Annotated in this window: 22 protein-coding genes; 10 read left to right on the top strand and 12 right to left on the bottom strand. The window is 67.6% G+C overall.

The window, feature by feature from the left end; all coding sequences use genetic code 11:
• The first annotated feature begins 30 nt into the window (after positions 1-30).
• Both AC1DS0_RS16470 and AC1DS0_RS16465 read left to right on the top strand, forming a co-directional pair.
• Positions 31-582 (top strand): thermonuclease family protein, encoded by a 552-nt coding sequence (locus AC1DS0_RS16470; RefSeq protein WP_476815375.1) that lies wholly within the window; start codon positions 31-33, stop codon positions 580-582.
• A 162-nt stretch (positions 583-744) separates the two neighbouring features.
• Positions 745-1665 (top strand): AEC family transporter, encoded by a 921-nt coding sequence (locus AC1DS0_RS16465; RefSeq protein WP_476815374.1) that lies wholly within the window; start codon positions 745-747, stop codon positions 1663-1665.
• Between the two features lie 16 nt (positions 1666-1681).
• Here the strand turns inward: AC1DS0_RS16465 and AC1DS0_RS16460 are convergent, their stop codons facing one another.
• Positions 1682-1831 carry a hypothetical protein gene (locus AC1DS0_RS16460; RefSeq protein WP_476815373.1) on the bottom strand — a complete coding sequence of 50 codons (150 nt, stop codon included), beginning with the start codon at positions 1829-1831 and terminating at the stop codon, positions 1682-1684.
• Positions 1832-1989: 158 nt separating this feature from the next.
• Here AC1DS0_RS16460 and AC1DS0_RS16455 point away from each other — a divergent pair, with 158 nt between their 5' ends.
• Genes AC1DS0_RS16455 through AC1DS0_RS16435 form a run of 5 tightly spaced genes read left to right on the top strand, consistent with a single transcriptional unit; the run spans position 1990 to position 4640 of the window.
• Entirely contained in the window at positions 1990-2601 is a 612-nt protein-coding gene (locus AC1DS0_RS16455) for a glutathione S-transferase family protein (protein ID WP_476815372.1), read from the top strand.
• 2 nt (positions 2602-2603) lie between these two features.
• Positions 2604-3068, top strand: a complete 465-nt coding sequence (locus AC1DS0_RS16450) for a hypothetical protein (protein WP_476815371.1) — start codon at positions 2604-2606, stop codon at positions 3066-3068.
• Entirely contained in the window at positions 3065-3538 is a 474-nt protein-coding gene (locus tag AC1DS0_RS16445) for a hypothetical protein (RefSeq protein WP_476815370.1), read from the top strand. Before AC1DS0_RS16450 ends, AC1DS0_RS16445 begins: the two co-directional genes overlap by 4 nt.
• Positions 3535-4002, top strand: coding sequence for a hypothetical protein (locus tag AC1DS0_RS16440; protein ID WP_476815369.1), 468 nt, complete (start codon positions 3535-3537; stop codon positions 4000-4002). Before AC1DS0_RS16445 ends, AC1DS0_RS16440 begins: the two co-directional genes overlap by 4 nt.
• Positions 3999-4640, top strand: coding sequence for a uracil-DNA glycosylase family protein (locus AC1DS0_RS16435; RefSeq protein ID WP_476815368.1), 642 nt, complete (start codon positions 3999-4001; stop codon positions 4638-4640). Before AC1DS0_RS16440 ends, AC1DS0_RS16435 begins: the two co-directional genes overlap by 4 nt.
• 4 nt (positions 4641-4644) lie before the next feature.
• Here the strand turns inward: AC1DS0_RS16435 and AC1DS0_RS16430 are convergent, their stop codons facing one another.
• The gene (locus AC1DS0_RS16430) at positions 4645-5511 is read right to left on the bottom strand and encodes an NAD(P)-dependent oxidoreductase (protein ID WP_476815367.1); all 867 of its coding nucleotides are present in this window, start codon (positions 5509-5511) and stop codon (positions 4645-4647) included.
• A gap of 172 nt (positions 5512-5683) precedes the next feature.
• Here AC1DS0_RS16430 and map point away from each other — a divergent pair, with 172 nt between their 5' ends.
• On the top strand, positions 5684-6436 hold the full coding sequence (gene map, locus AC1DS0_RS16425) for a type I methionyl aminopeptidase (protein ID WP_476815366.1): 753 nt from the start codon (positions 5684-5686) through the stop codon (positions 6434-6436).
• 12 nt (positions 6437-6448) lie between these two features.
• On the opposite strand, the gene AC1DS0_RS16420 is transcribed toward map, so the two are convergent.
• From AC1DS0_RS16420 to AC1DS0_RS16405, 4 genes are all read right to left on the bottom strand, one after another.
• Entirely contained in the window at positions 6449-7165 is a 717-nt protein-coding gene (locus AC1DS0_RS16420; protein WP_476815365.1) for an ABC transporter permease, read from the bottom strand.
• Entirely contained in the window at positions 7162-7872 is a 711-nt protein-coding gene (locus tag AC1DS0_RS16415; protein ID WP_476815364.1) for an ABC transporter permease, read from the bottom strand. Before AC1DS0_RS16415 ends, AC1DS0_RS16420 begins: the two co-directional genes overlap by 4 nt.
• A gap of 75 nt (positions 7873-7947) precedes the next feature.
• Positions 7948-8721 (bottom strand): transporter substrate-binding domain-containing protein, encoded by a 774-nt coding sequence (locus AC1DS0_RS16410; protein ID WP_476815363.1) that lies wholly within the window; start codon positions 8719-8721, stop codon positions 7948-7950.
• A gap of 461 nt (positions 8722-9182) precedes the next feature.
• Positions 9183-9389 (bottom strand): hypothetical protein, encoded by a 207-nt coding sequence (locus AC1DS0_RS16405; RefSeq protein WP_152017374.1) that lies wholly within the window; start codon positions 9387-9389, stop codon positions 9183-9185.
• A gap of 168 nt (positions 9390-9557) precedes the next feature.
• On the opposite strand from AC1DS0_RS16405, the gene AC1DS0_RS16400 reads away from it, so the two are divergent.
• Positions 9558-10151 (top strand): TetR/AcrR family transcriptional regulator, encoded by a 594-nt coding sequence (locus tag AC1DS0_RS16400; protein WP_476815362.1) that lies wholly within the window; start codon positions 9558-9560, stop codon positions 10149-10151.
• Between the two features lie 2 nt (positions 10152-10153).
• Here AC1DS0_RS16400 and AC1DS0_RS16395 read toward each other — a convergent pair whose 3' ends face one another.
• On the bottom strand, positions 10154-11383 hold the full coding sequence (locus AC1DS0_RS16395) for an MFS transporter (RefSeq protein ID WP_476815361.1): 1230 nt from the start codon (positions 11381-11383) through the stop codon (positions 10154-10156).
• A gap of 150 nt (positions 11384-11533) precedes the next feature.
• The gene (locus tag AC1DS0_RS16390) at positions 11534-12127 is read right to left on the bottom strand and encodes an isochorismatase family protein (protein WP_476815360.1); all 594 of its coding nucleotides are present in this window, start codon (positions 12125-12127) and stop codon (positions 11534-11536) included.
• A 75-nt stretch (positions 12128-12202) separates the two neighbouring features.
• Between AC1DS0_RS16390 and AC1DS0_RS16385 the strand changes: the two genes are divergently transcribed.
• Positions 12203-12826, top strand: a complete 624-nt coding sequence (locus AC1DS0_RS16385; protein ID WP_476815359.1) for a TetR/AcrR family transcriptional regulator — start codon at positions 12203-12205, stop codon at positions 12824-12826.
• Between the two features lie 15 nt (positions 12827-12841).
• Here AC1DS0_RS16385 and AC1DS0_RS16380 read toward each other — a convergent pair whose 3' ends face one another.
• The 4 genes from AC1DS0_RS16380 to AC1DS0_RS16365 are packed head-to-tail and all read right to left on the bottom strand — an operon-like array spanning position 12842 to position 16461.
• The gene (locus AC1DS0_RS16380; RefSeq protein WP_476815358.1) at positions 12842-13327 is read right to left on the bottom strand and encodes an Lrp/AsnC family transcriptional regulator; all 486 of its coding nucleotides are present in this window, start codon (positions 13325-13327) and stop codon (positions 12842-12844) included.
• A complete protein-coding gene (gene speB, locus AC1DS0_RS16375) occupies positions 13324-14376 on the bottom strand; it encodes an agmatinase (protein WP_476815357.1) in 1053 nt (350 codons plus the stop codon). Before speB ends, AC1DS0_RS16380 begins: the two co-directional genes overlap by 4 nt.
• Positions 14363-16045: a DUF4166 domain-containing protein gene (locus AC1DS0_RS16370; protein WP_476815356.1), complete on the bottom strand. Its 1683-nt coding sequence runs from the start codon at positions 16043-16045 to the stop codon at positions 14363-14365. Before AC1DS0_RS16370 ends, speB begins: the two co-directional genes overlap by 14 nt.
• Positions 16042-16461 (bottom strand): thiol-disulfide oxidoreductase DCC family protein, encoded by a 420-nt coding sequence (locus AC1DS0_RS16365; RefSeq protein WP_476815355.1) that lies wholly within the window; start codon positions 16459-16461, stop codon positions 16042-16044. Before AC1DS0_RS16365 ends, AC1DS0_RS16370 begins: the two co-directional genes overlap by 4 nt.
• Between the last annotated feature and the right edge of the window lie 51 nt (positions 16462-16512).

Genomic DNA, 16512 nt, shown 5'->3' with positions numbered 1-16512 from the left:
GATTGGCGAGAAATCGTTAAGCTTATCCTGATGGCGCGCTTCAGATTCACGACAGGCAGCTACGGGCCGTTCGGCTGGCGGCGGGTCGGCCGATCCGTCGACTTCGTCGTAGCCCTTGGATTCCTTCTGCTTTTGGCGATCGCGGGAGCAGTCCTGCAGTATCGTCTCGGCTCGGGGCGCGATCTTGCCGGAGCGGCCGAGGCGATCGATGGCGATTCGATCAGGCTCCTTGGCGAAGAGTTGCGCCTGGAGGGCATCGACGCGCCGGAATACCGGCAGACCTGCCGCGATCGCACCGGCGGCGAGGTCGCCTGCGGCCGGCAGGCCAGGCGTGCCCTGGCCGCCATGCTGGCGCTCGGCAATGTCAACTGCACGATCTCGCGGGCCGATCGCTATGGCCGCGGACTGGCGCGCTGCCGGCAGGGTGACGCCGAGATCAACGCGGCCCTGGTGCGCCAGGGCCACGCGGTCTCCTATGGCGCCTACCAGGCCGAGGAGGCCGAGGCGAAGGCGGCCGGCCGCGGCATCTGGGCGACGAGCTTCGAGCGGCCGCAGGACTGGCGCCGCAGCCATCCGCGCTGAACCCGGGCAGAGCCATGCGAATTCCTCAATCCTGCTGGCGGCCCAGGTATTTTCCTCTCCGGCACGGGCGACCTAAAGAAGGATGGTCTTTACGCTCCCGTGCCGGATTCGTTGCCGCATGACATTGCTGCCCGCTTGCCCACCCGTTTGTGAGTTTCCGGCATGATCGGCGCGATCCTGCTCGCTCTGGCGCCGATCGCCCTGCTGATCGCGCTCGGGCACGCCATGCGACGCCTGCGCTTCCTGCCCGATGCGTTCTGGCCGCAGGCGGAGCGGCTGAGCTACTACGTGCTGTTGCCGGCCCTCTTCACGCACGCTTTGGCGATGGCGGATCTCAGGGGGCTGCCCGTCGCCGCCCTGGCGTTGACGCTGATCGCGGCGATCATCGCCGTTGCGGCCGTGCTCGTCCTGGCGAAGCCCTGGCTCGGCTATAGCGATGCCGCCTTTACTTCGGTCTTCCAGGGCGGCATCCGCTTCAACAACTATGTCGGCCTGAGTGCGGCCGGCAGCATGCTGGGCGCATCCGCATTGCCGCTGGCGGCCGTGGCCAATGCCGCGATCGTGCCGACCGTCAACGTGCTCTGCGTCCTCGTCTTCGCCCGCTGGGGCTCGGCCCAGCCGACCCTGCGCGGCATCCTGCGGGGGCTTGCCCTCAACCCGCTGCTGATGTCCTGCGTGCTCGGCATCGCCATCCAGCTCAGCGGCCTCGGCCTGCCGCCTGGCGTCGAGGGCTGCCTCAAGGCGCTCGGCCAGGCCTCGCTGCCGATCGGCCTGCTCTGCGTCGGCGCGGCGCTCGACTGGGGCGCGCTCGGCCGCGGCCTGAAGCCGGCGCTGGTCGCCTCCGTCGTCAAGTTCGTGCTGATGCCGCTCGCGACCTATGCGGCGCTGAAGGGCTTCGGCCTCGGCGGCCCGGCGGCGACGCTCGCCATCCTGTTCCAGGCGCTGCCGACGGCTTCCTCGTCCTATGTGATGGCGCGCCAGCTCGGCGGCGATGCGCCGCTGATGGCCGGCATCTGCGCGCTGCAGACCGTGGTGGCGGCGATTGCGGTGCCGCTCGCGCTGATCCTGCTTGTGCCGGGGTGATCGCTCGGGAGCGTGGTCACATCGGCTCGCGCGGATCGTCCCTGCTCGGCCCATCCAGCCGCGCGGTACCGGGCTGACGCGAGCGCGACCGGAAGGTTGCGAGCATCAGCCCCACCGGAATGGCGAGGACGACGATCCAGACGACGAAGCTCCAGTCCTGCGGCATTGCCTCCTTCCTTGCGGCTGATCAATCGCTGCAACGTGGCTTTGTTCCCGGCCTCGACCGTGCTGTCGTCTTGCCGCCGTCTTTGCAGGCTGAACTCTTGACAGGGCGGCGCCGGCACCGTGAAACCGCGATGTCCGAGACGGCGAAAGGCTAGGGGCATGAAGCTCTATGATGGCGGGCGAGCGCCCAATCCGCGGCGGGTCCGCATCTTCTTCGCCGAGAAGGGCGTGCCCTTGCCCGAGCTCATCCCGGTCGACATCGCCAGGAAGGAGCACCGGACGCCGGAGTTCACCCGGATCAACCCGTCGCAGCGCCTGCCGGTGCTGCTGCTGGAGGACGGCACGGCGCTGGCCGAGACCATCGCGATCTGCCGCTATATCGAGAGCCTGCATCCGACGCCGCCGCTGTTCGGCGCTGCCCCCAAGGAGGCGGCCCTGATCGAGATGTGGAATCGCCGCATCGAGCTCGGCCTGTTCTCTGCGGTCTCGGCCGTGTTCCGCCACGGCCATCCCGCCATGGCCGAGCTTGAGGACCAGGTGCCGGAATGGGCCGAGGCCAGCCGCGAGCAGATCGACGATCATCTCGTGCTGCTTGACCTGCAGCTCGGCGCCAACCGCTTCCTCTGCGGCGACGAGCTGACGGTCGCCGACATCACCGCCGGCATCGCCATCGACTTCATGAAACCTTCGCGCATCCCGCTGCCGGAGGATTTCACCAACATCCGGCGCTGGCATGGCGAGCTCTCGGCCAGGCCGAGCTGGAAAGTCTGATCATGCGCCTGCCGCTGATCCTGCTTGCTCTGATGGTCCCGCTCGCCGCGACGGCGATGGAGAAGCTGACCGGCGAGCAGATCAACCGCGCCTTCACCGGCAACACGGTCAGTGGCCGCTACACCGGCGGCGGGTTCTTCACCGAGTTCCACGACCCGGATGGGCGGGCGCTCGGCAACAATGGCTGGCAGGAGAACCGCGACGCCTGCTGGATCACCAAGGGCGATTCCGTCTGCTATTATTACGGCCCGCCTGAGGAGCGGACGACGCATTGTTTCACCGTAGAGCTGACCGACCGGCTCTACATCCTGCGCAATCTCGACAATGGCCGGATCAACGCGGTGGCGACCATCGAGCTCGCCAATCCGCGCAATCACACCGACGGCGGCAAGCCCTGGTATTGCGACGGGCTGATCTCGCGCGGCCCGCAAGGTCCGTTGATGTCGCGACGCGTGGCGGCCAGATGAGGCGGTCCGGCAGGATCGCGGCGCTGCTGGCGCTCTGCGTTTCGGCGACGAGCGCGTTCGCGGTCGAGCGTCTGACCGGCCAGGAGATCCGCAAGCTCTTCGAGGGCAACACGGTCGCCGGCCGCTACAATAATGGCTTGCCGTTCAGCGAGTATCATCACCAGGACGGCCGCGCGACCGGGCATAACCGGCATGTGCAGAACACCGATGCCTGCTGGACCACGACCGATGAGGCCGTCTGCTATTATTACGGCCCGTTCGCGACCCGCCGGACCTATTGCTTCACCGTCGAGCGCAGCGGCTCGCTCTATGTGCTGCAGACCCATCGGACCGGCCGCATCAACGCTATCGCCACGATCCAGCCCGGCGATCCCGAGAAACATGCCGATAAGGCGCCGGCCTGGCATTGCGACGGCTTGATCTCGCAGGGACTGCCGCCGTCGATGTCGTCGCGGCTCGCCTTGCAATGAGGTTTGCGGCGCTGCTGCTGCTGCTGGGACTCTGGGTCGCGGGCAGCGAGGCATTCGCCGTCGAGCGGCTGACCGGCGAGCAGATGCGCCAGCTCGTCGAGGGCAATACCGCGACCGGGCGCTACAGCAGCGGCGAGACCTTCAGCGAGTTCCATCACGCCGACGGGCGGGTGAGCGGCTACAACCGCGATCGTGCAATGCCGAACCGCGATGCCTGCTGGACCACGACTGAGGATGCGATCTGCTATTATTACGGCCCGATCGAGACCCGGCAGACCTACTGCTTCACCGTCGAGCGCAGCGGCACGCTCTATGTCCCGCGCAGCGTCGCCAGTGGCGGTATCATCGGCGCGTTCGCCATCCAGCCCGGCGATCCCGAGAAGCACGCCGACAAGGTGCCGGCCTGGTATTGCGATGGGTTGATCTCGCAGCGAAAAGGCCGGGGGCGGCTGGCCGGGCGATGAGCGGGCAGGGGGTAGATGCACACGAAGCGCTCGGCGATGTCCTCGCCGAATTGCGCGCCTGCCGCATCTGCCGGGACGAGCCGGTCTATCTGCCGCGCCTGCCGCACGAGCCGCGTCCCGTCATCCAGGCTGAGGCGAGTGCGCGCCTGCTGATCGCGAGCCAGGCGCCCGGAACGCGGGTTCATGCCAGCGGCAGGCCCTTCACCGACCGTTCCGGCGACCGATTGCGCGACTGGCTCGGCCTCGACCATGCTCGCTTCTACGACGCTTCGCGCGTCGCGATCGTGCCGATGGGCCATTGCTTCCCCGGGCTCGACGGCAAGGGCGGCGACCTGCCGCCGCGCCGCGAATGCGCGCCGGCCTGGCGAAGCCGCGTGCTCGCGGGCCTGCCGGAGATCGAGCTCATCCTGGTGATCGGCCGCTATGCGCAGGCCTGGCATCTCGGGCCGAAGGCGGCGGCCGACCTGACGGCGACCGTCGCCGACTGGCGCAACATCTTCGCCGGGGAGCGCCGGCCGCGCGTCCTGCCGCTGCCGCACCCCTCCTGGCGCAACAATGGCTGGCTCAGGAAGAACCCCTGGTTCGAGGCCGAGCTGGTGCCGGTGCTGCGGGCGGAGGTGGCGCGGCTGGTGGGCTGAGCGGTTACGGCTCCAGCCGCTTCAGCAGGCTCGACGTGTCCCACCGCCCGCCGCCGAGCTTCTGCACGTCGGCATAGAACTGGTCGACCAGCGCGGTGACAGGCAGCCGGGCACGGTTGCGGCGGGCTTCGTCGAGCACGATGCCGAGATCCTTGCGCATCCAGTCGACGGCGAAGCCGAAATCGAACTTGTCGGCGTTCATCGTCTTGCCGCGATTCTCCATCTGCCAGGAGCCGGCGGCGCCCTTCGAGATCACCTCGAGCATCGCCTCGACATCGAGCCCGGCGCGCTTGGCGAAGTGGACGCCCTCGGACAGGCCCTGGACCAGGCCGGCAATGCAGATCTGGTTGACCATCTTGGTGAGCTGGCCGGAGCCGGCCGGCCCCATCAGCCTGCACATCCGGGCGAAGCTGGCGATCACCGGCTCGACGCGGGCATAGGTCGCCTGGTCGCCGCCGCACATCACGGTCAGCACACCGTTCTCGGCGCCGGCCTGGCCACCAGAAACCGGCGCGTCGACGAAGCCGAAGCTGGCCGCGGTCGCTGCCGCATCGAGTTCGCGCGCGACATTGGCGGAAGCGGTGGTGTGGTCGACGAAGACCGTGCCTTTGCCCATCGCGGCGAAGGCGCCGTTCTCAGCCGTCGTCACCGAGCGCAGGTCGTCGTCATTGCCGACGCAGCAGAATACGATCTCCTGGCCCTCGGCCGCCTGGGCCGGCGTCGGAGCGTAGACGCCGCCATGCTGCGCCACCCACTTTTGCGCCTTCTCCGGCGAGCGGTTGTAGACGGTGACCTCATGGCCCTTGGCCTTGAGATGGCCGGCCATGGGATAGCCCATCACGCCGAGACCGAGGAAAGCGACTTTGGCCATGAGGTGCTCCGCTGCAATCGTCTGAAAGGTCATTGCGGCTTTAGCGCGCCGGGGAAGGCGAGGGAAGCGATGCAGGCGCGATAGCAGCGATCGCGATTCCGCAGAGATCACGCATGGGCAGTCTGCCGCGCCCTGCCTTGCCGGCCTCGCCGAAATCGGTCAGGAACCCGCCATGACCATCACCAATGACGAAGAGCTGCAGGCCCTGCGCGAGATCGGCCGTATCGTCGCCGATACGCTGGCGGCGATGGGCAAGGCGCTCGAACCGGGCATCACCACGGCCGAGCTCGACGCGATCGGTCGCGAAATGCTCGAAAAGCACGGCGCGCGCTCCGCCCCCGAGACCGTCTACAGCTTCCCCGGCGCCACCTGCATCAGCATCAACGAGGAGGTCGCCCACGGCATTCCCGGCGGACGCCGGGTCATGGCGGGCGATCTCGTGAACATCGACGTCTCCGCCGAGAAGGCCGGCTATTTCTCGGATACCGGCGCGTCCTTCACGGTGCCGCCGGTCGATCGCCGCCTCGAGAAGCTGTGCCGTGACGGCAAGCGCGCGCTCTGGGCCGGGCTCGGCCAGGTCGGCGCCGGCAAGCCGATCGCAGGGATCGGCGACGCCGTCGGCCGCTTCGCCCAGAAGAACGGCTATACGCTGGTGCGCAACCTCGCCAGCCACGGCATCGGCCGTTCGCTGCATGAGGAGCCGAAGGAGATCGCCACCTGGCCCGAGCGCTCCGAGCGCCGCGTGATGCAGAAGGGGTTGGTCTTCACCGTCGAGCCCTTCCTGTCGCTGGGCGCCGACTGGGCGGAGCATGCCGAGGGCGACAACTGGACCCTCTATTCCGAGCCGCGTGCTCCGACGGTCCAGTACGAGCACACCGTGGTCGCGACCGCCAACGGCCCGCTGGTGCTGACCCTGCCGGGGTGAGTGGTCAGGCGCTTACCGCAGCGCCATGTGCCGCGTCAGCCTGAGCTCGATCCGGTCCCAGGCCCGGCGGATGATCTCGGTCAGCATGAGATAGATCAGCGCGGCATAGAGATAGATCGACAGGTCGAAGGAGCGGGCGAAGGCGAGACGCGTCGCGCCCATCAGGTCGAACAGCGTCACCAGCGAGGCGATCGCACTCGCCTTGATCATCACGATCAGCTCATTGCCGAGCGGGCGCAGCGCCAGGATCATCGCCTGCGGCAGGATTACGCGGCGCAATGTCGCCCAGCGGTGCAGGCCGAGCGCGAGCGCGCCTTCGAATTGGCCGCGCGGGATCGACTGGATCGCGCCGCGCAGGATCTCGGCCTGGTAGGCGGCGGTGTTGATGGTGAAGGTGAAGAGCGCGCAGTAGAACGGCTCGCGGAAGAACCACCACAGGCCGATATCCTGCCAGAACAGGCGGAACTGGCCGAAGCCATAATAGACCAGAAAGAGCTGGCAGAGCAGCGGCGTGCCACGAAAGAAGGTGGTGTAGCCGTTGATCGCGATCTGCGCCCAGCGCGGCCCGTAGAGCCTGGCGATCGCGAGGCCGATCGCGAGCGCGAAGCCGAACGCGACGGAGAGCACCACCAGCTCGAAGGTGAGCCACAGGCCACCAGCCATGCGGCAGCCATAGTTCTGCAGGACCTCGCTGCCGATCAGGTAGCCGGGATATTCGCACCAGTTCATCGCGTCGCTCCGCCGAAGGCGGCGAAGCCGCGATTGGTGCGCTGTTCGAGCTTGCCGATGCCCCAGGCAGAAACCAGCGAGAAGAAGAAATAGAGCATCATCGCCGTGCCGAAGAACAGGAACGGCTCCTTGGTTACGACGTTCGCGCGTGTCGCGATGAACATGATGTCCTGCAGCGTGATCACCGAGATCAGCGATGTCTCCTTCAGCAGCACCATCCAGTTGTTGCCGAGGCCGGGCAGGGCGACGCGGATCAGTTGCGGGAAGACGACGAGGCGAAAGGCCTGCGGCTTAGACAGGCCGAGCGCCGAGGCGGCCTCGCGCTGGCCCTTCTGGATCGAGTTCAGCGCGCCGACCCAAACCTCGCTGGAGAAGGCGGCTAGCACCATGCCGAGCGCGACCATGCCGGCGACGAAGGGCGGGATCGAGAAGCCGCTCCAGACCTTCTGCACCAGCACCTGGATGCCGAAATAGATGATGTAGAGCGTCAGCAACTCGGGCACGCCGCGGAAGACGGTGGTGTAGATCGTCGCCAGCGAGCGCAGCAGCATGCTGTCGGAGCGCTTCCACAGCGCGATGATCAGGCCGAGCGCCAGGCCGAAGGGCAGCGTCGCGAGCGCGACCGAGATGGTGTTGGCCGCGCCTTGCAGCAGGGCCCAGCCCCAGCCGCCGGGGCCGAAGCCGAGCAGTGCGAATTTGTCGAACATGGGAGAGCCGGCGCGCGAGAGGATAAAGCCCGCCGGCCTGGATCAGCCGGCGAGCGGGCGTCAGCAGGAGTCAGATCACTCGTACTTGAACCACTTGTCCTCGAGCTTCTTCAGCGAGCCGTCGGCGACGGTCTCGGCGATCGCCTTGTTGACCAGGTCCTTCAGCGCGGTATCGGCCTTGCGCACGGCGCCGGCGACGCCCGCACCATGGATCGCGTCGTCGCGGGTCACCTCGGCGATCCGCTTGCAGCAATCCTTGCCCTGGCCCTTCAGGAAGTCGGCGAGGGCGAGCGCGTCGGCGACGATGTAGTCGAGGCGGCCGTTGAGCAGGTCGAGATTGGCCTCTTCCTGGGTCGGATAGAGGCGCGCGGTCGAGTCCTTGTAGAACTTCTCGACATAGTTGGCGTGGATGGTCGAGCCCTGCGCGCCGATCGACTTGCCCTTCAGGGTGGCGGGCGAGATGTCGGCCGAGGCAGTGGTCTTGGGGCCGATCATCCAGATCGGTGTCTTGCTGTAGGGCGTGGTGAAGTCGACCTGCTTCTTGCGCTCATCGGTGGCGTTCATGCCGGCGAGGATGATGTCGTATTTATTGGCCTGGAGCGCCGGGATGATGCCGTCCCAATCCTGCACCACCCAGCTGCACTTCACCTTCAGCTTCTCGCAGAGAAGGTTGCCGTAATCGATCTCGAAGCCTTCCAGCTCCTTCTTGGCATTGAGGTTGTTGTAGGGCGGATAGGCGCCCTCCGTGCCGATCCGGATTTCCTTCCACTCCTTGGCCTGGGCGAGCGCCCCGGTGGCGCCGACAACGGTGAGCGCTGCGGCTGCGAAGAACTTTGCGAAACCTTTCATGGGACCTCCCCTTGGATCTGGCCGATCGGGCGTTTCGAGTTCCCGCATCGGCTTGTGCGCGACAGCTTGTGCGATCATCGGGGCGGGCCGCAAGTAGGCTCTTGCAGCTTTTCCGAGCGTGCCTGCACAAGGATGGTGCAAGGCAAGGCGCTGTTCTTGTTGGTGAAAACAGGTGGCGGCGATGGATTTGCGCTGCCGCGGCCAAGGCGGCTGCACACGGATTTTGTCGCTTGGGTCAGCGTGCTCCTGCTGCGAAGACGCTATCGCAGCGTTCCGGCTGCCAATCCGGCGCGTCGTTCGGCGCACAGGCTTGCCCTTCGAACACGGTCGCGTTCATGGCGCTCTCCCTCGTTTCCCCGAGGGTAGGGCTGTGCAAACAGCCGAGGCGGGTCGCTATGGTCCAGTGTTGCAGCCGAATCTGTCGCGGTGGCGACAGATTCGGACAGGTGAGGGCCGCTGTCTCAGCGCCGGGCGATCGGAATGACGAGATAGACCATGCCGAGCACCATCGGCGGCACGGCGAGCGCTGTCACCGACCATGTCGACCAGCCGGACGTCAGCGGCGCCAGCAAGGCCAGGATTGCGTTGATCAGCAGATAGGCGCCGAGCATCAGCGTTCCCAGGAAGCGCAGGCGGGCGAGAATGGGGTTGCGGGTAAGGGTGGTCATGGCCATCTCCATAACGGAACGTTCTGTTTCGTTATTATTGATAGATACGGGCCGTTTCGATATCAAGCCGTCTGCTGCAAGATCGTGCTTGCAGCGAGCGTGCTTGCTGGGGCGGGCGCAAAAGGCGCTGCTGCATGGTCGAAGCGAAAAGGGGCGACGATGAAGGCCGTGAAAGCCGCAACCCCGGTTCGCCGCGCTTCGATCGGCGCGCGGCGCAACCCGGCCTCGCAGGCGGCGATCCTCGCAGCCGCTCGCGCAGTGCTGGCGGAGGAAGGATATGCCGGCTTCTCGATCGATGCGGTCTCGCGCCGTGCCGGCGCCGGCAAGCCGACGATCTATCGCTGGTGGAGGAACCGCGCCGATCTGCTGATGGAAGTCTATGCCGCCGAAAAGGCGGGCATCAGGGCCGTGCCGAGCGGTGATCTCGCCCGCGACCTCATCGAGCACACCGGCGCGCTCTGGAGCTTCTGGTGCGGCACGCCTTCCGGCCGTACTTTCCGGGCACTCCTCGCCGAAGCTCAGAGCGACCCCGAGGCGCTCGCAGCTTTGCGCGAGAAGTTCCTGCCGGAGCGGTTGCAGGACGTCCGCGGCCTCTTCACCGCAGCGGTGGCGCGCGGCGACATCCCGGCCGAGGAGGTCGAGGCCAGGCTTTCTCTCTATATCGGCTTCAACTGGTTCTACGTGCTGACCGACCAGCTCGAAGGCGGGCAGGCCTCGATCCCGGTGGCGATGCGTTTGATCGCGGCGCCGACGTCGCGCTGAGATCAGGCGCCGGTGACCACCGCACCTCGCCGTGCCCTCGCATCCCACGCCGTCACCAGCCAGATCGCGAGGCCCGCGAGCGCAAGGCCGGCTCCGACCCATCCGGTCGAGGTCCAGCCATAGCCGGCGGCGATCGCCATGCCGCCGAGCCAGGGGCCGAGCGCATTGGCGGTGTTGAAGGCGCTGTGGTTCAGCGCCGCGGCCAGCGTCTGCGCATCCTGTGCGACATCCATCAGCCTCGTCTGCAGGGGCGTGCCGAGCCCGCCGCCGCAGCCGATCATGAAGGCGACCACGCAGATCGCCCAGATGTTGCCGGCGGCGAACGGGTAGAGCGCCAGCGAGCCGGCGGTCCAGAGCAGGATCAGGGCGATCGACGCCATCGGCATCCGGTCCGCCAGCCAGGCAGCGGCGAGCGTGCCGAAGGTCAGGCCGAGGCCGAAGATCGCCAGCACCACCGGTACCATCGTGGGCGCGACCTGCGTCACCTCGATCAGCGTCGAGGCGATGTAGGTGTAGACCGCGAACAGTCCGCCGAAGCCGACGGCGCCGATCGCCAGCGTCAGCCAGACCTGGCGATGGCGCAGTGCCCCGAGCTCGCGCATGGCGCTGGCGCCGGGCTGCGGCCGGTCCTTCGGCGCGAACAGCGCGATCAGGATCACCGTCGTCAGCGCCAGGGCGGTGACGACGCCAAAACCCCAGCGCCAGCCGAGCGCCTGGCCGAGCCAGTTCGCCAGCGGCACGCCGAGGATCGTCGCGATCGTCAGCCCGAGCATGACCCGCGCCACGGCGAGCGCACGCCGGTTGGCCGGCACCAGCGAGGCTGCGACCAGCGCCGCGACGCCGAAATAGGCGCCGTGCGGCAGCCCGCTGAGGAAGCGGAACAGCAGCATCCAGCCATAGCTCGGCGCGAGGGCGGAGAGACCATTGCCGAGCGCGAAGGCCGCCATCAGCCCGATCAGGAGCGTGCGGCGCGACAGCTTCGTTGCCAGCACCGCGATGATTGGAGCGCCGACCACCACGCCGGCGGCGTAGATGCTGATCACGTGCCCGCCCGTCGGCTCGTCGATCCCCAGCCCCACCGAGAAATAGGGCAACAGGCTCATCACCGCGAACTCGGCGGTGCCGATGGCGAAGCCGCCCATCGCCAGCGCGAACAGGATGAGGCCGACGCGCGGCGCGGCAGTGGAGCGGGCAGGGCGCGCGAACGCGTCTCCCGTGCTCGAGAGGCTCATGACGATGTCCGGATATGGAATGTTGTGTTGCGGCACGGAAATTATGCCGCGCCGCAGCATAATGTGATCGTCATGCGTTGAGCGCAAGTGAAATGCTGGTCAAACATGCGCAAGCAAAGGCGGCATGATCTCAGCTCATGACTGTGCGGCTTAAGCCGCCACAGCTGGCGCCAGCGCTGCCATGATCTGCGCGATGCTGCGGACCCGCGAGACGCGGGGCAGGGTCGAGGTGATGGCGAAGGCGTGCAGGTCGGCGTCGACCGAGCTTGAGGCGTCCTCGGCGACGATCACGTCATAGCCGTGCTGCCAGGCGTCGCGCGCCGTCGATTCGACGCCGAAATTGGTGGCGATGCCGCCGATCACCACCGTCTCGATCCGCCGCCGCCGCAATTGCAGGTCGAGCTCGGTGCCGTAGAACGCACTCCAGTGCCGCTTGGTGACGCAGACGGCTGCCGGCAGCGCAGCGATCTCAGGCGTGAGCTCCGACCAGTCGGGTGGAAATCCGCCCGGCGGTAGCATCATCGGGTGATCGATCGCTTGCGGCGGCAGATCGGAGCGGTCGGGCGCGAACGCGACCCTGACCGTGGCGATCAGCCCGCCGGCCGCGGCGAAGGCCTGGCCGAGCGCGGCCGTGTTGGCGATCAGGGTTGTCCGGTCATAGGGTGCGAGCGGGAAGGCGAGCGTTCCCTTCTGCATGTCGATGAGGACGAGGGCAGTTTTGCGAGGGTCGAGCTGGAGCGTCATCGGGGATTTCCGTCAGGAAGCGCGGCCGAGATGGCCTTTATATGAGGGTATCCTCATGTTTATAGATTTATGAGTATGTCCTCACAAAATTCAAGCCCCCCGGCGGAGAAGAACGCCAAAGAACCGAGTCGCAGTCGTGGCCTGAAGCGGGTCTCGGCGCTGCTCGACGGCGCCAGCGCGGTCTTCGCCGAGGCCGGATACGAGGCCGCGACGATGACGCAGATCGCCGCGCGCGCCGGCGCCTCTATCGGCTCGCTCTACCAGTTCTTTCCGACCAAGGAGCATGTCGCCGCGGCGCTGCATGCCCGCCATCTCGATGCACTCGCCGGCATGCTCGATCTGCTCGCCGGGGAGGTGCGTGGTCAGCCGGTCGAGGCCATCGTGGATGCGCTTTTTGCTCGCTTCGTCGCCTATCTCGAAGACAATCCCGCCTTCCTCGCTGTCGGCGAGCGGCGCACTCTCGATCCTGCTGTTAAGAAGGAGGCGCGCGCTCGTCTGCGCGGCCGCATCGCGGCGCTGTTCGTGGCGGTCGAGCCGCCGATGGCCGAGGCACGCGTCGCTTCGCTCGCCGCCGTGACGCTGCATTTGATCCGGGTCGCAGCGCTGCTGCGCGCCGACGACGATGAAAGCGTTCGCGCGCCGGCCATCGCCGAGCTGCGTACGATGCTGAAGGGCCATCTAGCCGGGCAGGAAGGCTGAAGGCAGGGGCGCCGGCTACTCCTCCAGCAGCGGGTAGCCCTCGAAATCCTTCAGCGCCTTGAGCGCGAAGGTGGTGGCGATCCGGGCGATCCCGAGCTGGTTGTCGGCGAGCCAGGCACCGGTCAGCTCCTCATAGGCGGCGAGCGAGTGCGCGACGATGCGGGCGAGGTAATCGGCCTCGCCGCTGATCACCAAAAGCTCGACCACATCGGGGCAGGCGCGCAGCACCTTCTCGACCCGCTCGCGCCGGCCCACCGAATGATCGCGCAGCGAAATCTGCGCGAAGGCGATGATGGCGTGGCCGGCGAGCTCGGGCGAGAGCCGTGCGCCATAGCCGGCGATCAGCCCGGAGGCTTCGAGCCGGCGCATCCGCTCCAGGCAGGGCCGGGCCGAGAGCCCGACCCGTTCCGACAGGGCCTGGTTGGTGATCCGGCCCTCCGCCCGCAGGATCGCGATGATCTGGCGATCGATCGCGTCGAGCTGGAGCGTCTTTCGCTTCACGGCCTGCCCTTGCCGGCCGCTCTCGCCTCGGCGATCAGGCAGAGCTCGAGGAACAGCACCTGCGCCGCGCATTGCGCCGTGTTGCTGGTCGCATCGTATTGCGGCGCGACCTCGACCACGTCCGCGGCGACGATGTTGCGCCCTTTGAGACCGCGCAGGATGGCGAGCGCCTCGCGCGGGGTGAGGCCGCCGACCTCCGGCGTGCCGGTGCCGGGCGCGAAGGCCGGATCGAGCGAATCGACGTCGAAGGAGACGTAGGTCGGCCCGTCGCCGATCACGGCGAGCGCCTTGGCGATGACGGCGTCGAGGCCCATGCGGTCGACCTCGTCGGCATGGATCACGGTCATGCCGGACTCGTAGGAGAACTCCCAGAGATATTCGGCGCCGCCGCGGATGCCGATCTGGATGACGCGCTCGGGATCGAGCACGCCGTCGAGCACAGCCTGGCGGAACGGCCCGCCATGGTGGAACTTCGAGCCCTCATAGGGACCCGACGTGTCGCAATGGGCGTCGATATGGACCATGCCGACCGGGCGCTTCTCGCCGACCGCCTTCAGGATCGGATAGGTGATCGAATGGTCGCCGCCGACGCCGAGCGTCGAGACGCCGGCCTTCACGATTTGCTTGAAGGTCGCCTCGATGTCCTCGTGGCAGCTCTCCAGCGAATAGCGCGAGCGGAACGGCACGTCGCCGATATCGGCCGCCTTGATCAGGTTGAACGGCGCCGTGCCGTTGACATGGTCCATCGGTCCCATGCGCTCGACGGCGCGCACCGCGCGCGGGCCGAGCCTGGTACCAGCCCGGTTGGTGACCCCGAGATCCATCGGCAGGCCGATGATCGCGACATCGAGCCCGCCGAGATTGGGCTGGCCCAGGGCGTCCGGCCGATAGGGCGCGCTGATGAAGGTCGCGACGTCGGAGAACGGCCATTTGCGCCGGTCACCCTGGAACTGGCCGGCCGCGACCTTGGCGAAACGCGGATCATGGATGTCGGCGCCGCTCGCCCCGGCATAGCGCGCCCTGAGTTTTGCGAGTTTATCCTGGTCCATCGCTTGGTCCCCGAGGTTTGAGCCAGCCGCGATAATGCGCCAGCAGGCCGAAGAAGGGCAAAGAGAGCTTCACGTCGAAACGGAAGCGGCCATCGGCGTCAAGCGTCTCGCGCGCCTCGGCCGATGGCATCAGGACGCGCGGCAAAGGCAGGCCGAAGACGCGCCAGGCCGCGATCGGCAGCGACAGGCCCTCCCGGTTTCCCTCGGCGGCAAGCGTGAAGGAGAACGGGCCGAAGGCCTCGCTCAGCTCGCCATTGCGATCGACGCTCAGGCGCGAGTGGAAGCGTTGGCCGGCGAAGTTGCGGGTCCAGATCTCGCAGCCCTCGTCGAACGAATCGCCACGGGCGACGCTGACCGTGACCGGCAGGTCCGTCCCGGCTGTGGGCAATCCGAACAGCCGGCAGAGCAGGCCGATCATCGCCCCATCGCCACGCGCGATGTCGGCCTGGCCTTGCCAGACCGGCTCGGCGTCATTGGCGTGGAAGGCCCGGATCGCCGCTGGGAGCATCGCAAAGACTTGTGCGCCGAGCACCGTCTCGAACAGGGCAGGGCCGACAGCGCGCTCGTCCTGGCTGGTGCTGATCGCATAGGGCGCCATTTCGGCCTCGATCGCGGCGAGGTCGAGCGCCTCGGCGGCCGAGCGCGCGCCGGGCACGATCCCATCTGCCAGCAGGGCACGCACCGCCGCCGCTGCCGCCAGCGTCGGCACCTGTGGGCCATCGTCGTTTTCAGCCAGCAGCGACCAATAGGCCCGGCGCGGCCGCCCCTTTGCGTCGATGCCGGAGATGGCGACGCGCATGCCGCCGCGATCCGAGGTCCAGAGCCGGGTGATCCGGCGCGCCTTGACGAGAAAGGGCACCAACGGCGCGAGATCGGCGACCCAGCAACGGCGGCGAAGCCAGGCGAGCAGCGCCAGCCCCCATTGCTCGATGCCGGCTTCCAGCCCGGCCGCGAAGCTGACGTGCGAGCGTACGGCGAGATCGGGACCGAGCGTCTCGGCATCGACCGTCTCCACCGGTGCGACCCGTCGCAGGCCAAGGCCCGGCATGTCGATGACCTCGCGGGTTCCCCAGCCGGGCGTCGTCTGCAATTCGCCTTCGCGCCAGACCGGCACCGGCTTGCCGGCATAGCTCAGGACCGCAGCGATGACCGCCGGTCCGACCTCGCTGCGCCCGCCCGGCTTGATCGCGATGTCGATTGTATCGAGCCGCCGCCAGCCTTCGCTCAGTTCCCGCACCGCCGCGGCCGAGAGGGCTGGCGTCGAGCTGGCGCCGGCGAGCGCGACGAGGCCGCGCTGCCTGGCGATCTCGTCCAGCTGCGGCCCGTATCCGGTCAGATAGTCGCGGGCGTCAGCGAGGTCGACGATATGGGCGCCGAGCAGCAGCGCCGCGGTCGGCACCTCGTAGCCCTGTTGCTGAAATGGTCCGGAGGCGTCGATCACCAGCCAGGGCTTCAGCGCGGCGAGCGAGGCGACCAGATCCCTGTTGCGATCGAACCCCACACCGCTGACCGGCACGCTCGCCCCGGCCGCCAGCTCCTGTGCCAGCGCCTGCGCCTTGCCGGCACTGCGCGAGGTCAGCACGAGGTCGACGCTGTCCATGCGCGAGAGATGGCGCGCCAGCCGCCGGCCGAAGACGCCGGTGGCGCCGATCAGGACGACGCGCTTCATCGGCTCTCCGGTAGGGTGAAACGATGGCGCGTCGCGGGATCCGGTATCTCGCAGGTGTCCTTCTTGCCGAAGAGCCGGTAGCGATTGCGCGCGACGCGATCGTAAAGCCAGTCTCGCCAGGCTTTCGGCAGCGCGCGGCCTAGCAGCAGCAGGCGCACCGGCCCGTTCAGATGGCGCGCGAGCGCCAGAACGCCGTCGGATTTCGCCAGCGCCCGGCCGTTCTCGATGAAGAGGAAGCTGTCCGGCTCATCAGGGTCGATGCCGTGCGCTTGTGCCAATTCACGCCCTTCGTGCGACTGGATCGCGACGAAGCGGATGTCGTGGCCGCGCTCGTGCCGCAGGGTGTAGCGCACGCCGCCGGAGCAGAGCACGCAGACGCCGTCATAGAGCCAGATCGGGGTGGCAGGGCGGGTCATGAGGCCTCGTTACAGCCGACGGTTGACCGAGGATAGAAAAAGGTCCATGCG

This window comes from Allobosea sp. P4_H5 (genome assembly GCF_056400825.1).
This window is presented reverse-complemented; position numbering and strand designations above follow the sequence as displayed.

Bases quoted from the DNA above. Each gene is read 5' to 3' on its own strand.
- AC1DS0_RS16470 (WP_476815375.1), top strand. From the start codon at position 31: ATGGCGCGCTTCAGATTCACGACAGGCAGCTACGGGCCGTTCGGCTGG.
- AC1DS0_RS16465 (WP_476815374.1), top strand. From the start codon at position 745: ATGATCGGCGCGATCCTGCTCGCTCTGGCGCCGATCGCCCTGCTGATC.
- AC1DS0_RS16460 (WP_476815373.1), bottom strand. From the start codon at position 1,831: ATGCCGCAGGACTGGAGCTTCGTCGTCTGGATCGTCGTCCTCGCCATT.
- AC1DS0_RS16455 (WP_476815372.1), top strand. From the start codon at position 1,990: ATGAAGCTCTATGATGGCGGGCGAGCGCCCAATCCGCGGCGGGTCCGC.
- AC1DS0_RS16450 (WP_476815371.1), top strand. From the start codon at position 2,604: ATGCGCCTGCCGCTGATCCTGCTTGCTCTGATGGTCCCGCTCGCCGCG.
- AC1DS0_RS16445 (WP_476815370.1), top strand. From the start codon at position 3,065: ATGAGGCGGTCCGGCAGGATCGCGGCGCTGCTGGCGCTCTGCGTTTCG.
- AC1DS0_RS16440 (WP_476815369.1), top strand. From the start codon at position 3,535: ATGAGGTTTGCGGCGCTGCTGCTGCTGCTGGGACTCTGGGTCGCGGGC.
- AC1DS0_RS16435 (WP_476815368.1), top strand. From the start codon at position 3,999: ATGAGCGGGCAGGGGGTAGATGCACACGAAGCGCTCGGCGATGTCCTC.
- AC1DS0_RS16430 (WP_476815367.1), bottom strand. From the start codon at position 5,511: ATGGCCAAAGTCGCTTTCCTCGGTCTCGGCGTGATGGGCTATCCCATG.
- map (WP_476815366.1), top strand. From the start codon at position 5,684: ATGACCATCACCAATGACGAAGAGCTGCAGGCCCTGCGCGAGATCGGC.
- AC1DS0_RS16420 (WP_476815365.1), bottom strand. From the start codon at position 7,165: ATGAACTGGTGCGAATATCCCGGCTACCTGATCGGCAGCGAGGTCCTG.
- AC1DS0_RS16415 (WP_476815364.1), bottom strand. From the start codon at position 7,872: ATGTTCGACAAATTCGCACTGCTCGGCTTCGGCCCCGGCGGCTGGGGC.
- AC1DS0_RS16410 (WP_476815363.1), bottom strand. From the start codon at position 8,721: ATGAAAGGTTTCGCAAAGTTCTTCGCAGCCGCAGCGCTCACCGTTGTC.
- AC1DS0_RS16405 (WP_152017374.1), bottom strand. From the start codon at position 9,389: ATGACCACCCTTACCCGCAACCCCATTCTCGCCCGCCTGCGCTTCCTG.
- AC1DS0_RS16395 (WP_476815361.1), bottom strand. From the start codon at position 11,383: ATGAGCCTCTCGAGCACGGGAGACGCGTTCGCGCGCCCTGCCCGCTCC.
- AC1DS0_RS16390 (WP_476815360.1), bottom strand. From the start codon at position 12,127: ATGACGCTCCAGCTCGACCCTCGCAAAACTGCCCTCGTCCTCATCGAC.
- AC1DS0_RS16385 (WP_476815359.1), top strand. From the start codon at position 12,203: ATGTCCTCACAAAATTCAAGCCCCCCGGCGGAGAAGAACGCCAAAGAA.
- speB (WP_476815357.1), bottom strand. From the start codon at position 14,376: ATGGACCAGGATAAACTCGCAAAACTCAGGGCGCGCTATGCCGGGGCG.
- AC1DS0_RS16370 (WP_476815356.1), bottom strand. From the start codon at position 16,045: ATGAAGCGCGTCGTCCTGATCGGCGCCACCGGCGTCTTCGGCCGGCGG.
- AC1DS0_RS16365 (WP_476815355.1), bottom strand. From the start codon at position 16,461: ATGACCCGCCCTGCCACCCCGATCTGGCTCTATGACGGCGTCTGCGTG.